At 35.2% G+C, this 15177-nt stretch carries 12 protein-coding genes; 7 read left to right on the top strand and 5 right to left on the bottom strand.

The annotated features are described in order from the left end of the window. The 6 genes from ACTJIP_RS16065 (at nucleotide 1) to ACTJIP_RS16090 (ending at nucleotide 7931) form a co-directional block, all read left to right on the top strand. Complete coding sequence (locus ACTJIP_RS16065) at nucleotides 1-3798, top strand: hypothetical protein (protein ID WP_228408595.1); 3798 nt, start codon at nucleotides 1-3, stop codon at nucleotides 3796-3798. Nucleotides 3799-3861: 63 nt separating this feature from the next. Beyond that, entirely contained in the window at nucleotides 3862-5124 is a 1263-nt protein-coding gene (locus ACTJIP_RS16070) for a hypothetical protein (protein ID WP_077413400.1), read from the top strand. A gap of 79 nt (nucleotides 5125-5203) precedes the next feature. After that, nucleotides 5204-5692 carry a hypothetical protein gene (locus ACTJIP_RS16075; protein ID WP_440704838.1) on the top strand — a complete coding sequence of 163 codons (489 nt, stop codon included), beginning with the start codon at nucleotides 5204-5206 and terminating at the stop codon, nucleotides 5690-5692. A gap of 218 nt (nucleotides 5693-5910) precedes the next feature. Then, nucleotides 5911-6831: a helix-turn-helix transcriptional regulator gene (locus ACTJIP_RS16080; protein WP_077413398.1), complete on the top strand. Its 921-nt coding sequence runs from the start codon at nucleotides 5911-5913 to the stop codon at nucleotides 6829-6831. Between the two features lie 53 nt (nucleotides 6832-6884). Continuing rightward, nucleotides 6885-7499, top strand: coding sequence for a hypothetical protein (locus tag ACTJIP_RS16085; protein WP_228408593.1), 615 nt, complete (start codon nucleotides 6885-6887; stop codon nucleotides 7497-7499). Next, a complete protein-coding gene (locus tag ACTJIP_RS16090; protein WP_047376259.1) occupies nucleotides 7500-7931 on the top strand; it encodes a nucleoside deaminase in 432 nt (143 codons plus the stop codon). It abuts the gene before it with no gap. A gap of 156 nt (nucleotides 7932-8087) precedes the next feature. On the opposite strand, the gene ACTJIP_RS16095 is transcribed toward ACTJIP_RS16090, so the two are convergent. The 4 genes from ACTJIP_RS16095 to ACTJIP_RS16110 form a co-directional block, all read right to left on the bottom strand. Continuing rightward, on the bottom strand, nucleotides 8088-8615 hold the full coding sequence (locus tag ACTJIP_RS16095) for a GNAT family N-acetyltransferase (RefSeq protein WP_180564942.1): 528 nt from the start codon (nucleotides 8613-8615) through the stop codon (nucleotides 8088-8090). Between the two features lie 64 nt (nucleotides 8616-8679). Next, nucleotides 8680-9438 (bottom strand): type III pantothenate kinase, encoded by a 759-nt coding sequence (locus ACTJIP_RS16100; RefSeq protein ID WP_077413397.1) that lies wholly within the window; start codon nucleotides 9436-9438, stop codon nucleotides 8680-8682. 220 nt (nucleotides 9439-9658) lie between these two features. Then, nucleotides 9659-11497, bottom strand: a complete 1839-nt coding sequence (locus tag ACTJIP_RS16105) for a M1 family metallopeptidase (protein WP_180564941.1) — start codon at nucleotides 11495-11497, stop codon at nucleotides 9659-9661. 209 nt (nucleotides 11498-11706) lie between these two features. Beyond that, a complete protein-coding gene (locus ACTJIP_RS16110; protein ID WP_077413395.1) occupies nucleotides 11707-12174 on the bottom strand; it encodes a DUF1572 domain-containing protein in 468 nt (155 codons plus the stop codon). 199 nt (nucleotides 12175-12373) lie between these two features. Here ACTJIP_RS16110 and ACTJIP_RS16115 point away from each other — a divergent pair, with 199 nt between their 5' ends. Next, nucleotides 12374-13018: a GldM family protein gene (locus ACTJIP_RS16115; protein WP_175627172.1), complete on the top strand. Its 645-nt coding sequence runs from the start codon at nucleotides 12374-12376 to the stop codon at nucleotides 13016-13018. An 89-nt stretch (nucleotides 13019-13107) separates the two neighbouring features. Here the strand turns inward: ACTJIP_RS16115 and ACTJIP_RS16120 are convergent, their stop codons facing one another. After that, nucleotides 13108-14799 (bottom strand): DUF6909 family protein, encoded by a 1692-nt coding sequence (locus ACTJIP_RS16120; RefSeq protein WP_077413393.1) that lies wholly within the window; start codon nucleotides 14797-14799, stop codon nucleotides 13108-13110. Between the last annotated feature and the right edge of the window lie 378 nt (nucleotides 14800-15177).

The raw sequence follows: 15177 nt of genomic DNA on the forward strand, positions 1-15177 counted from the left end.
ATGTCAACAGATAAGAAATCAGCATTTACCGTCGCAAAATCCTTAGTAGGAGAAGGAATTATCAATTATAAAGACACAGATACTATGAATACAACTAATAATGCATCACAATCACTTTTCAGATTTGTAAGTCTGAGAAACCCACAATTAACAGAAACCAAAGACAAAAACCTGGGATTTATCCACAGACCCAAGGGAGTAACGGGTGTTTTTGATACAGCAGTCGTAGGAAGACCAGCCAAAACACTGAAGTTTTCAGCAATGAAAAGAGCTGCCGGTGAATTTAACAATGCTGGATTTGAAAGCGAAAAGAAAATTGAGGAAGGAGCATTTAAAGACCTTCTAGTAGTCGGAAGAAAGCTTTCTAAAAAGGCGACACTAGACAGCAATGACTGGGCTTTTGTTACAGAATATTACAAAAGTCTTGTTAACACCAATAGACAGCTTAACACAGAAGGAATTGCAACGTTTTCCCTACTTTGGAATAACTATATCTATCAAATCGTTACCCAGGGAGATTTCTACATTAAAGAATCAATCAGCCACATTTTAATGGCTATCCAGCTTGGATTTGCCAGCAATCAGGATCTTACCGATCAGGAAATTATCAAGATTAATGGAGAAAATCCATTGGAAAAAGCAATGGATGGAAAAATAATACTACCAGCCATCTTATTTTCAGAAGATACTGAGACCCTTTCATTTTCTACAACAGCTAATAAGGCATCTGAACCGGTTCTGGGTGCAAAAACTATTCAAAGACTGGAATCTGAAGCCAGAGCTTCATTGGTTGCCAGCAAAGCTATCCATAGAAAAGAATCTTTAAGCACTCTGAATTCCGAACTGGAAAAACTTCAGAAAAAATTCCATAAATCCAGACATCAGACATACCAGGATGAGTATTCCAGATATATGGAAGAAAACAAAGAGCGTTTAGAACTTTATGACAAGAAGCTGGCTGAAGTAGACAGCAAAATCACTCCGGACATGTCTGAAGAAGAAAAAGAACGTCTTTATAGCAGTTTAAAGGAATATGAAGTGGCTCCTTTCGTATTTACGTACAAAAATGAAATCAATCTAGAAGATTTGCAGGCAAAGCTTTCTCCGGAATCTTTTGACCTTTTTGTTGAGCTTTTCGGTGAATCCACAATGGGATTAGTTTCTCTGGCAGAAGATACAGAAGGCCTTCAGATCCTTTCACATGACACTTTGAAAATTGGCGCTCAGACCATTGTTCTTGATGATGAAATCCAAAGCTATGCTGATGCCTTACTGGTTGTAAAAAGCAATATTACGTCTTCCATGGAGACCGCTCTGCAAAACAGCCCTCTTCCGGAACAGCAGTATGCAAATATCGGTGGAGCTTCAGTTCCTCTTATTCAAAATACTTCCAGAACTCCAATGGCATATAGTTTATATGCACACAGTTCTTTCAATGTATCCGGAAGCAGAGGATTTGTTAATTTTTCTTTTGAGGTTGAAGATGTTTCGTGGAGTGTTGCCAACGCTAAGATCACTGCCACAACAGATGCTGCCGGAACTTTTGAAGAAAATTACAGCAATATTCCTGTGGTAGACAATAAAATTACTTTACCGGCATGTTTGGTAAACAAGTTCAGAAGCAGCTTCAGTTTCAAAATAGAAATCATTTTTGATAACGGAAGCCAGGCCTATGGAGATATTGCCATTCAATACCCAAAAGAAGATCTAAACCTTACCGGAATGCTAACCTTGAAGCGTGCGGCCGTCGAAAACCCGGGAACATCTGAACCGGTAACGATCCAGAAACGTAAAAACTTCGGGATAAAAAGACTTGGGGTTGCAGATTATATGAAAGTAGTACAAAGTGTTCATGCTTATGTTCCTGGAGAAGTTTCCAATATTGAGAATGTTATGGCAAGCGAATTGAGACATAAGTCTTCCGTTTCCAGAGAATATTCAGAAATTACGGATACTACATCTAAATCCCAGGAAACAGAGAAAATGTCAGACACCTCAAAGACTTCAAGAACTGATATGCAGACCGAAGTTGCCAAAGAAATTGAGAAGCAGCAAAGTATTTCCGCCTACACAAGATTCAGCTATGGAAATGACAGTGCCATGAAGTTTGAAATCGGAGCAGACTATGCCAATAACACAGCTCAGCATGACAGCACAAGACAGGCCATGATGAAATCTCAAGAAATTACGGAAAGAGCAATGGAAAGAGTTCTGACTAAAATTTCGGAAGAAAGGGTACAGAAAATCATCAAAGAGTATACAGAAACCAATGTTCATGAATATGATAACAGAGGAAAAGTAACTAATACCGACAACGCTGAAGCTGCTCAACCTAAACACATTACAGGAGTTTACAGATGGATTGACAAGAAAATGAAGAACCAGATCTACAACTATGGTAAACGTACTATGTTTGAGTTTATGGTTCCTGAGCCTTCAAGATTACACCGTTTGGCTCTTACTGTTGCTAAAGCTCAGGTTCTTAAAGCTCCTGTAGATCCGAGAAAAGCACCAGAACCTTGGTTAATGCAAGATCCAAAATCTGCAACTATTGTACAGATCCAACATTGGGCTCAAGAGTATGGAGTGAATTTAGAAGCTTTCCCGGAAGCAACCAAACAAGTTATTCATACTGCTTCCAGCGTTCCTCAGACAGATGACGATTTTGGAGTTGATCATACACAATTTACCATTCCGGACAACTATGCCGGAAAAAATGCAAGCTTCGCCTGCAGATCAACAAGAAACAGAGGGGGCGGATGGTCAGGATCACGTTATTCTGAAGTAATGTTCTCCAACTTAAAAGGAGATATGATAGGCCGTTCTGAACGTGGTGGAGATCTTAATTTTGATGATGGATCATCTGGTTTCAATATAACAGGTAATATATCTTTCCAGGTAAAGGGACACAATGTTAGAAGTTATACCATCAAAGTAGTGGTAAATTGTGAATTGAGTGATGCATTTATCAATAACTGGAAAACAGAAAGCTTCAATGAAATTATTAAAGCCTATGAAGCAGCTTATACAAAATTCCAGGAAGATCAGGCAAGATTGGATGCTGAGCAGAAAGAAAAAGAAGCACAGCTTAAAGAAAGACAGGATACTTTCTACCGTTATATGGAGCATGATGTATTAAAGCACAATTGTATTGCCTATTTATTACAGGATTATCTGTCTACATTAGGTCAGGAATTAACAAATGGTGCTGATGAGAAAACAACAATGGATAATTTCCAGGTATACCTGAGTGATAATCTGGATAGATATACCGCACTTGCCAAGTTTATGGAACAGGCATTTGAATGGGAAATCATGGATTATACCTTCTATCCTTACTATTGGGCTAACCGTAAGAGCTGGCAGGAGTTCTACCTGAGCGAAAGTATGGATCCTCTATTCAGAAGCTTCCTACAGGCAGGTATGGCAAGAATTATCGTTACTGTAAAACCAGGTTTCGAAGCAGCCGTTCAGTTCTTCCTTGAAACAGGATTGATCTGGAACGGAGGATCTGTACCTGTAATCGGAGACCCCATGTACATGAGTATCGTAGATGAAATGAGACAGCCAACCGGCGAGCCTCAAGGTAAATACTGGATTACCAGAATCCCTACTACACTGACGATTCTTCAGGATAAGTCTACAGGACTTCCAGTGAAGCAGCCTTTACCGATTTTCCCGGAAAATGATCCTAAGAATTGTGAAAACCCAGCAGAACTGGAGTTTGAAACAAGTTTCAGTTTAGATGAAGAAGCACAATTACAGCATGGAGAAAAAGATACCAGTACTTTAGGCTAATATTTTTTAACAAAATGGCGGTTAATCCGCCATTTTATTTCTCATAACATTAAAATTAAAAAAATGAGCACAATAAAAGCACTTGGAACCTCTAAAATAAAAGCTCTGGGATTAGATAACGGAGGAGGTGAAACACCTTATTTAACAATTCAAATTTTGCATTATCCTAAAAATTTCAATGATTATATTCAAGTAGAAATATCTACTAATTATAATCCCAAATCAACCGAATTTATTAGAGTTGTTGTATTTGAAGCCAAATCAAATCAAAGGAATGTAGGAAATGATAAAGTAATAATTGATAAGTATTATGAAATAAAAGCTAATAATTTCATCATTAATATTCCTTTTAATCTGTTAGCACAAAACAAAGCCATTAAAAACCAAGATATTGATTCCATTCTATGCTATCTCGGAGTAAGTGGTCCTAAAAGAGGAGCAAAATACAGTAATATTTTTGAAGTCAATATTTCTGATAATCCACAAGTCGAAAACCAATCCCTGATTTCAACCGTTAGAAAACCTTTCACATATTTAAGTGACGAGCAAAAGGCAATTTTTATGTCTGCAGTATTGGTTGAATCAAGTAATGGAAGAAAAGCACTTTGGGATATAGCTTACATCTATTTGAATTTGGTTCAAAACAATAAAAATTTTGAAGTTATAATGAATAGATCTTCTGCTTATTCTGGAAGAAGTACCAATTATATGTATAAGTGTCATTATTATTATTTAACAAAAGGAAAATCTATAAACAAATATGGTGACGAAGTAGGAAGTTTTCCAAATAGATGGAATAGTAACCTTAAAGTAAGAGATTATGTTGACAATGGAGAATATTTATCAAAATATAATGACAAACAGAACGGGAGTGATCTCAATGGATGTATTGAATTCATGCTGACAAAAATCTTTACTGCAAAACCTATTTCAAGATATAATAATTGGCATGGTCAAGGCAATACAATGGATATGAACATTAATGAAGGTAAATATTCCAGACCCTGGTACACAGCAAGACAATATTATTGGCTTCAGAAAACAAAAAAAGCAGAGAAGATATATGTTAAAAGATTATTTGATTTTGAACATACTTCTTATATTTACGACACAGATCGTATTGAAAAATATTTTAGTTTAAATCCTAATAAATTACCTGCACCACATGAAATTATTCCAATCCCACATTATCTTCCAGATGGTACACCTTGCCACAAGGTTGAACTTCCAGACCCTAATAATCCCGGTAAGAAAAAAATTCATACTTATGAGGTCGAGCTTAATGAGTACGGTGGTATCAAAAAGGTATTTCCCACTGAAATCTAAAAGTTGGATCTTATTTATTATTCTCATTTCTGTACTTTCTTCATGCCAGAAAGAAAAAGTTTCAGCAACACCTAATCAATTGAAAATTAATGAAGTTTTCACTGAACAGACTTATGGTGATAATGCTAAAGTATATGTTAATGACAGTTTATTTTGTATATATGTTGATGATAATAATCTTAAAACCTGGAGTAATGGAGTTTTATTAAAGGATAACAAAGCTATTCTTCCTTTAATTAAAGGAAATGGATCAACGAAGATGTTTAAAACGTATAAGTTTCAGTCAGAATTAATGAATTTGGACTTTAAAAATTATTCTAATAAAACAATCAACTGGGATACAAAAGATTATCAAATCAGAAAAAAAGGTAAAGATTATTTTTTGTCCAAAAAAGGATATAGCGAAATAAAATTACCTATCCGTCATTATGAATCTACGGATTGGATCACTTTTAACAGTATGGATATTAATAATGATAAAGTACCTGAGCTATTTATATTCAATGAATCATATAATGATAGAGATGATAAGGAATACGGAAAGATGATAGTTTATGAAATAAAATAAATCATCATACTCCATAAAAATATCAACCGTAAAGTTAAGACACTTTACGGTTGTTTATTTTAGAAAAAAAGAATATAATTATAAACTGATAGTTGGAGTTTTCTTTAAAACTTTCCACAAAAATTAAAACACGACACGTTTTGTCGTATTAACCGCATATATTTGTCTTATAAAACGTTACCATGAAACGCAGTTCTGCTGCAACATAAGAAAAAGAAATGAAGAAAGATTTTTATCTGACAAGATATGCCTTAATTATTAAAAGATTAGAAAGTTCTCCAGCTACCTATTCTCAGCTGGAGGAATATCTTCTAAACTCTTTTGAATTCCAGGATGCTGAGATCAAGAGCTACTCTATCCGTACTCTTCAGAGGGATATCCGGGAGATTTCCAATCTTTTTAATCTTTCCATTCACAACAAGAAAAAAGGGGACAACCGATACTATATTGAGAGCCGCCCGATCATGGAAGTGGATGAATACAACCAAAAATTACTGGAATCTTTCCAGGTAAGCAACGCCTTGAATCTTCATCCCGATTTTTCAGATTTTATCTTTTTTGAAAGCCGCAAACCCACTGGTGTGGAGCATTTTTATGACCTGTTCTTCGCCATCCGAAATAAAAGGGTTGTAAGTTTTGAACATTACAATTACAAAAACAAACTGATGACCTCAAGAAAAGTTCATCCTTTAGCCTTAAAAGAATCCAAAGACCGGTGGTATCTTATTGCCATCGACACAAAAGATAAAGCGTTGAAATCTTTCGGGCTTGATAGAATCAACTATCTTGACGTAGCAAAAAATCAGTTTAGAGAGAAGTACAAATATAATTTCAGAGAGCATTTCAAAAATGCATTCGGAGTAATGAATCTGACAGAGCAGAAACCACAGAATATTGTATTGAAATGCAGCCGCCATCAGGGAGAATATATCAGAAGCTTCCCTCTTCATCAATCTCAGAAAGAGACTAAAGAAAATCCGGAAGAGATTTATTTTGAGTTCTTCCTCCATCCTACTTATGACTTTATGCAAGAGATTCTTTCTTATGGAAAAGAAGTAACGGTTTTGGAACCTAAAGGTTTAGTTGATGATATCCGTAATCATTTGCAGGAATCTTTGAACCGCTATCTTGAAAGCTGATTATAAAAAATATATTTCATATTTTTTGTTATATTTACATAAATATACCCTTATTGAAAACTTTATTTATTGGCATCAGCTGCTTTATCTCCACCTTTTTTCTGGCGCAGCAGAAAGAAGAATTCAGGCTTGTAAAGAGCTATTACAACCAGCACAGAAATATGCTGAATAAAGAGTTCAAAAAAAAGTTTGATGCTGAATCCAATACGGATAAAAAAGTGGCCATAAAAGGAGATTTTCTCTTTTTCATGAAAAAAATGGACAGCATTGAAAACAATGCCTTAATCGGAGCTTTATTGAAAGTAAGAAATCTGGAAGACCTCCAAACCATCAAAAATCCTACATTCACCTCTGAAAAATTTTCTGATGCAGAAAAGATTGCAGATTATCCCGGAGGACTTAATTCTTTGAGACAGGAAGTAGCCAATCTGCTATATGTTGACGGAGTGTATTCTGTAGAAAAAATGATAAAAACAGATGTTGATTTTATTGTAGAAAAAGATGGTACTGTCAGCAATGTTCATGCACAGGGTGATAATTTCACCTTCAACAGACAGGCAGAGATTGCATTATATTCTCTTGCAGAAAAGTTTTCTCCGGCAATGCTGAAAGGTGATCCTACCACTTATCGTTTTAAACTCCCTTTAACTTTAACGATAACCGATTAAATGTTTACTGACGAATATTATATGAAAATGGCCCTGCAGGAAGCAGAAGCCGCTTTGGAAAAAGATGAGGTTCCTATCGGGTGTGTTGTAGTTTCCAATAACCGGATTATCGCAAGAGCCCACAATCTTACCGAAACCCTGAATGATGTTACCGCTCATGCAGAAATGCAGGCTATCACCTCAGCAGCAAATTTCCTTGGAGGAAAGTATTTAAAAGACTGTACATTGTATGTAACCATGGAACCATGTGTGATGTGCTCAGGAGCACTTTCCTGGTCTCAGATCTCAAAAGTAGTGATTGGTGCAAGGGATGAACAAAGAGGGTTTATCAATAAACATCTTTCTCTGCATCCGAAAACAGAAATTATTACAGGAATTATGGAAGCAGAATGCTCTTCTATTGTTAAAGATTTTTTTAAAAGTAAAAGATAAACCTTTCTATTGAAGGAATTTGATCCGGGTTTTGGCGGACTTTAGCCCTCGCCCAATAGTTCAAAAAATAATAATAGTATAAAAAGGCAGAGAAAATTAAAATTTCCTCTGCCTTTTGTTTTTATATAATCAGGAATGTATTCATATTCCTCGGAATCAGTCTTTAAAAATAGAATATCTCACTATATCAAAATACGCTCCGTCTTTCTTTATTTCCTGTTTTAAAACAGCTTCCTGTTCCATTCCTATTTTTTCCATTATTCTTCCGGATGCCGGGTTGTGAAAAAAATGGGTCGCAAATATTTTATGAAAACCCAGGTCATTAAACCCAAAATCTACAATTGCTCCTGCTGCTTCTGTTACAAACCCTTTATTCCAGTAAGACATGCCTATCCAGTATCCCAGCTCTGCTTTATCATCATCCCTATCATGCAGCCCAATAGCGCCTATGATATGTCCTTCTTTATTCCGGATAGCAAAAGTATATCCTGTTTGATTATCAAAAGCTTCTTTTGACATTTTCAGCCACGATCTGGCATTATTTTCAATATAAGGATAAGGAATATTAGAGGTAAGATCAGAAAAAATCCTATGCTGAAGATATTCAACAATAAAAGGAACATCCTTTTCTTCCAGCTGTGAGAGAATCAGTCTTTCGGTTTCTATGATAGGAAATTTTTCCATTGTATTAAGGTTAAAGTTAGGTGTAAGATAAGACTTGGGTTCAACCCGGCCATAATCTTTTAATTTATAAATCTTTCCCAAGGAAATAAAGACCTTTCAATGTATGAAGCCTGTCCATCACATGAATCTTATCTGTCAGCGGTTTATAGATATGGGAAACACCTCCTGTTGCTACTACGAAACAATCGTCATTTACCTCCTCGTTGATACGATTCACAAAACCTTCTACCATTCCAAGGAAACCATATACCATTCCGCTTTGCATACAGGTTACCGTATCTAATCCCAAAACAGATTTTGGCTTTTTCAGTTCTATATCCGGAAGCTGTGCAGTCTGATTGATCAATGAATTTAGGGAGGTTACAATTCCCGGAGCAATAATAACTCCCAGTGTCTCCCCTGTTTCTGTTACACAACTGGCTGTAAGAGCCGTTCCGAAATCTATGACAATTTTTTTCCTGTTCGGGTACAGATTATGTGCTGCCACAAGATTTGCATAGATATCTGTTCCCATCTGCTTAGATTTTGCCTGAACTCCCGAAGGAGTTGACCTATCAACAATTACAGGAGTAGTTCCGTGAATCTTTTTGATCCCGGAGCTCATTACCTTGGTAAGCTGAGGTACTACTGACCCGATAATTACTTTATCGATTTCTGTTGGCTCAATTTTATAGGTTTGATAAAGCATCAGTATCTGTGCGTAAAGCTCATCTGCTGTTCTGTAAGGTTTTGTATTGATTACCCACGAAATATCACAATTATCACCATTGAAAAGACCAAATCTGATATTGCTGTTTCCTACGTTTATTACGATTGAATTCATTGATATATTTTTCAGAAGAAATTCATGATTTATAATTGAAATTCCTGCTTGATTTTGAGGGATTAAATTTAATCATTTTTATAAAAACTAGCCCCGGATCTCTTATAAATTAAGTCTATCTTAAAAATATATCCACATCAACATTTATCAGCTAATCTTTTCTTTAAAATAAACGGCGCGGAAATTTTATTTCCGCGCCGTTTATAGTATTATTTTGTAATTATTTTACTTCTACAAAATTATTCTCCATATTCACATCAGCAATTCTCTGGCTTAAATCAATTCCAAGAACAGATAATTGAGATTTTGTATAAGGAATGGTAAGGGTGTATTCTTTCTGAGTCCAAGGCCAGTAAGGCATTGTTTTAAGATCCCCATAAATATCCTTCTGTTTCCATGTATGAGTCATATTCAACGGAATCTGGTAAGTAACAACTTTTTTGTCCGTTGTCATCACACCAAAATCAATTGGCATTGGAACCTGACCATTGTTGATTAAGGTAATGGTTGTAGATTTTGCATCATATTTTACATCCTTTATTCCATAATCAATGGTCTTTGTAGTATTGATCCAGTAATTATGAAACCATTTCAGATCCATCCCTGAAACTTTCTGTGCAATGTGAAGGAAATCCCTGTCTGAAGGATGCTTCATGCTCCACTGATCATAGTATTGCTTTAAGGTTTCTGCAAGATTCTGCTCTCCCATAATGTATCCGAGCTGTACCAGGTATAACTCACCTTTTACATAAGATGCATATGTATAAGCTGTACCATTATCATGATGATCCCCCAGCCAAACCGCAGGTTCTTCGATTCCTTTTTTAATAAAGTTTCTGTAAGCATCAAGTGTTTTAGCAAAAGGATTCGGAAGGTCTTCAGGGAACAACTGATACATCGTGTAACCTTCTGCATAGCTCGTGAAACCTTCATCCATCCACGGACGTACAGATTCGTTAGTGGCAAGCATTTGCTGATACCACGAATGGGATCCTTCGTGAGCCATTAAGCCCATTAAATCTTTAACGCTTTTGGCTTCCCCTAAAATCATGGTACACATTCCGTATTCCATTCCGCCATCTCCTCCCTGGATAAATGCATATGTTGGGTATACATATTTTCCAAAGTGAGTATTCATGATCTGGAAATATTTGGTAATATAAGGCTGTGATTCGCCCCATGCTTTTGTTTTATCATTTTTCTGATATACCAGATATACTTTTGGTCCTTCCGGAACATTGAAGCTTTCTACAGAATAATCTCTGTCTGCACTCCAGGCAAAATCAAGAATGTTTTTCGCTGTCCATTTCCAGGTTGCTTTCTTGTCTTTTTCAGTTTTTATTTTAGCATTGGCATCATAGCCTTTTACTTCTGTCGGATTTTCAAGGATTCCTCCTGCTCCTACAACATAATCTTTGTTGATTTTAATAGTAACATCAAAATCTGAGAATGGGGCATGGAATTCTCTTCCCAGATAATCAAAAGTTGCCCAGCCGTCATAATCGTACTCTGCAATTTTTGGATACCATTGCGTCATTGTCATATCTACTCCTTCTCTGTTGTTTCTTCCGCTTCTTCTTATCTGCTGAGGAATTACAGAATCCCAGTCCATCGTAAAAGTAGTTGTAGAATTCGGTTTGATAGGTTCTGCCAGATATACTTTCATAATGGTTTCCTGAACTTCAAATTTCAGATCTTTCCCATTTTGTTTAATCCAGTGGATATTCTGAGCACCTTCCTGATCTTTTGGAATGGAAGCCAGCCTGGAAATACCATCTTTCTGCAACCTTCCGTCACCATTTTTGCCTTGGGAAGTCACTCTCTGATCCATCATGGAATTAGGTTTGAAAGCATTCCAATATAGATGGAAATACACTACATTCAGCTCATCCGGTGAATTGTTGGTGTATTCTAAAGTCTGTTTTCCCTGATAGGTAAATTTTTCAGCATTAACATCAATATCCATCTTGTACTTCGCAGCCTGCTGATAATAAGCTCCTTGCTGAGCCTGAAATTGTGAAATGATAAACGCAAAAATGATTGCAGCCGATTTTCTCATTTAAAATTTTATTTTTTTTTAAAGGTATGTAATTTAATAAGAATCTCAAATAGGAGTTATTTTGAGATTTTATTCTGTTTGTTATGGTTTTAGATGGATTTCACTCTGAATTGTTAAATTTTTTTTGAGCTTTATTTGCAGTGCACCTTGTCAAGGTTTAAAATCTTGACAAGGTGCACTGCTTTGGAAGTATCTCCGTGAATCTCTTATTAGTTTTTCAAAAGTTTTTTAATTAAAGTAATCTGTCCCAGATGATAATAGCTATGTTCAATCATTCCGTCAATATTTCTTCGGTAAGTCCCGTACTTTTCATCAACAAATACCTCATCAAGCTTAGATTCAGGCATCTGTTCGAGTAATGCTGCAAACTTTTCAGAATCTATCCAAAGTTTATTTAACAATCCTTCCCATTGTTCCTGAGACTCTATGGGAGGAAGATCAAAACTGAATTTATCTTTGATCTCGAGATCACCTCCTTCAAAAACATTGACGATGCCTGCAATATAATAATCAATGTGAAAAGTGAGCATAGCAATGGTATTTAAAGAATCAATCTTCTTCACCGCCTGTTCCCAGGTAACGTCTGAAAGCTGGTCTTTAAAATTAGTATTGGCGATCCAGAGACCATCCAGCATAACTTCTCTGAATCTTTTAGCGAGTTGTAATGTTGGGCTCATATTCTTAATTTTCCTAAAGATAATTATTTTTACTCTAGTGGATTTTACAACTAATAAAGATTTCACACATGATGATGAGTAATTTTTAAATAAGTTTTGTTAAGGACCATGAATAGTGATAATAAGATGAAATATTGTTTCATAAAAAAACTCCTATTATAGAAATTTATATATTTTAGCAAATTAATTTATCATTCTTTTGAAAAAATTTATTTACTGTACTCTTATTTTATGTGTTTGCATTTATTGTACACCCAAAAAACATATTTTATCTTCAAAAGATTCAAATATTAAATCTATCATAGAAAATGAAAAACTTAATATCCTATACAGAGGTATTAAAAATCATCTGACAATCTATATGCCCAAGTCTGATAGTATAAAAGTAAGCGGACCGGGGGTTTATAAAGAGAGTGAAAATAAATATTTCATTACTCCAGGTTTAGGTTCTTCAATGGAAATTACAATAACCGGTTTTGTTAAAGGTAAAGCAATCACAGATAAAAGAGAATATCGAATATTAAACATTAACAATCCTTTCGCAAGTATTAACAACAAAATTGAAAAAATTACTTTATCAAAAGAAGAACTTGCTAATTCTAAAATAGAATATTTCATTCCCCAATTAGTTATTAAGTTGGGAAAGGTCACGAAATTTCGCTACCAAATTAATGAGGAAGAACCAATGGTTAATAATAGTGACAAATTTAACAAATCTGCTAAAGAAAAGATTTTTAATCTGAAATCCGGTGATCATATCGTTATTGATGAACTCAGTTCTGGTCCGGAATTACAAAATGTTGATTTAAAAAGAATAACAGAATTAACAGTATATATTAAATGAAAGACTAGATCCTTGTCAAGGATCTACAAATACAAAAAACCTCAAATGCAAAATACATCTGAGGTTGATATTATAATTTTAAATTACAATTATTTCTTAGCAGAAACTTCTTTCTTTCCACTTCTTAGAATCTTTTCAAGAATTCTTAAAGTGATCAGATAGGTTGGTTTTACTCCTGTAAGTCCTAGTCCTCCTGAAGATAATGTACTTCCTGTTTCCAATGGATTATCAGAAGCGTAATAAGCATACATTACAAACAGATCCGGTGAAATATGATGTCTGATCTTTGAAGCTACCTGAATTGCTTTCTGATAATGTGCTCCTTCCATTTCAAGCCCAATCGCTTTCCATGAAGTATTCATAAAGTAGGATAAGATATCTCTGTTTTGCAGTGAAGTTCCTAAAACAGTAATCATCGGACCTTCAAAAGCTTTTAATTCATCATCTTTGAAATCTTCCAGCTTCAATGCATTCTCAAATGGATAGTTGTCTGCAGTTCCTTCAAAGATATGAGAAGTAGGAATCATAATATCTCCTTTTTCTCCTGTAAGAATTCCTGCTTTACCCATAATAGAAACAGATTTCACTTTCATCATATAGATTTCCCCTTTATGCTCAAAAGGTCTTAAAAGTTCATCCATTACCTCAAAAGCCTGCTCTCCGAAAGCATAATCGAAGACCATAATCACATCATCTCCTGTAAACTTACTGTCTGCAAATGGCGTATTCTTCAGATCTGTCTTGCTCAGATCTATAATCTGAACATCTATATTACTTCCACTCTTATCAGCAATATGGATCATCCCTTCCTCCAAAGCATACTTTGATACTTTATCACGAAGTTCTTTTTTGTTGGAGATGTCTTCGTATAGTTTATAGTCGATCTCATGATGCTGCTTCTTTTTAAGGACATTATTGGCATACAGCATATTTTTCACGGAATGCATATTGGCAGAAATAATATGCAAAGGTCTCATATGAAGATCATTCTCAAACAAAACCTCTTTCACTTTATTCGCCCATTTCTCACCAAAATAGTGGTGCCCTACTCTTTCCTTTAATATAGCACTGAAATGAATTTCTCTTTCTCTGCTGCTTTTGGCATCTTCAAGACTTACTTTTCCTAAGTTGTAGATGATTTTGAATAAACGGTCAGGATTATGATCATCACCGAAAGTATTGTAAGCATTTAACGTTTCATCAAAAGATCGTCCTATTAAAGAAGAAAGATGAATAAGTGCCACCTCTTTTTCTTTTCTACTGAATTTCTTTTCTCCTTTCACCACCTCTTCGATAATCTTAAAGGCACGGGTCGGCTTCCAGTTTTCATCCTGAATGAATGCCAGGTTACGGATTTTATCAGCTTCTATAAACAGGAATGTCAGGTGGGTAAGAATGTCATAAATTTCGGAACGGCCCAAAAGAACTTCAATATTCATCTGGTGTTCGTCTATTCTATAACAGTTTCTTCTTCTTTTCTTTGGAACAATAGGTTCGAAACTTCCTTTATCAAACCCTTCATCTGATGTAAGATGAATAAAAGCACATTCTTCAATCCCTTCCGGAAGTCTGTCTAAAACATACATCAACCCGTCAAGTTCCAATTTGCTTGGAATATTCATGGTACCATAAATCTCTGGGTTGATTGTCTTCAGCAAGCTTCTGATGCTTTCTCCTGAAACTCCTCCTGGCTTGAAAAACCCTCTATAAAATAAGTGTCTCATAGAAATGTATAGTCTTTCAATAGCCTCCGTTGTTTCTCTTGCTCTAGAATTTGTCATAAAATAAATTTCACACAAATATACAAAATCTCCACTCAACTTATTTTAACTATCTTTTAACAAGTTGTTTAAAACCTATAGATAAGCGGTTTTTTTAACTCGCCCCATTATTTTGTCAGATACTTATTATAGTATTATTTTAATCCTCTTCTGTGCTCATTTTCTATTGAACATCCGATTTTTTATTTATTTTCAGAAAAAAAATCAAGAGTTAGTTTAAAATAATTGTAATTTTAATGCTATACAATTCCATGATTCTCTTTGGATTGTATCTTCTTTTTTGTGCAGTTAAAGTTAATATCTTTAATTTTTCAAGCCTGCGAATGTTAACTTTTACCAACAAACCAGGAAACCACCCTGCCAAAAACACCCAAACAA

The organism is Chryseobacterium sp. 22543 (assembly GCF_052044565.1).
In the GTDB taxonomy this organism is placed as follows: domain Bacteria; phylum Bacteroidota; class Bacteroidia; order Flavobacteriales; family Weeksellaceae; genus Chryseobacterium.